Origin of the sequence: Vibrio sp. 1727, from assembly GCF_033344415.1 — a bacterium.
Classification (GTDB): Bacteria; Pseudomonadota; Gammaproteobacteria; order Enterobacterales; family Vibrionaceae; genus Vibrio; species Vibrio alginolyticus.
Map to the genome: position 1 here is coordinate 1 of NZ_JAWPOT010000222.1, position 745 is coordinate 745.

Below are 745 nucleotides of genomic sequence, written 5' to 3' on the forward strand. Positions count from 1 at the left end.
ACTCATTTTGGGAAAGAGTATAAGAGTGAGGGTGTGGAAGGATATTGAGTATGGGCGTAAGTTTTTATTTTTATCGTATCAACACGGACCACAACTAGAGGGCGGCGACCTGTTTAGTTCGTCTGAGAGTGGTTTGTCTGAATAAAGTATTCATCTTTTATTCATGGCTCATGTGAAGAATAACCATGTCTTTTACATGGAGAAAGAAGATGGACGCGAAAACGAACAATGCAATCTCAAAATCAATGATGTTTTTCCATTGGGTTATCGGGCTTGGAATGATTGCGGTACTCATTTCTGGTCTAGTTATGGATGATGAATCAAACAACTTACTTTTTAATGCTCACATGTCATTCGGACTTTTAGTCTTAGCCTTGAGCGTGCCTAGGTTAGTTGGGAGACTCATTGCGGGTATGCCAAAACCTATGACTGAAAGAAGTAAATTTGAGTCTATCGCGGCGGCTGTGGTTATGTACTCTCTTTTGGCCTTAACTGTGGTGTTGCCTTTGTCTGGTATCGCGGTTTCTGTAGGAGAAGGGTACGGTCTGAGCCTGTTTGGTTTTGAATTAGTGAGTTCTGGCAGAGAAATACACATGCTGAAAGATCTGGGCGAGGGGATCCACGAGTTTAGTGGTGAAGCGTTGTTGCCATTCCTATTGGTTTTGCACCTTGGTGCCAGCTTTATGCATCACTTTATTAAGCAGGACGGAACGTTGCTGAGAATGTTGGGCAAAGCTTGATAAGA

1 protein-coding gene is annotated in these 745 nt (G+C 42.7%); it reads left to right on the forward strand.

All coding sequences use genetic code 11. From position 1 onward, the window contains the following. Positions 1 to 209: 209 nt before the first annotated feature. Positions 210 to 740 carry a cytochrome b gene (locus R8O10_RS24895; RefSeq protein WP_228513978.1) on the forward strand — a complete coding sequence of 177 codons (531 nt, stop codon included), beginning with the start codon at positions 210 to 212 and terminating at the stop codon, positions 738 to 740. Positions 741 to 745 lie beyond the last annotated feature (5 nt).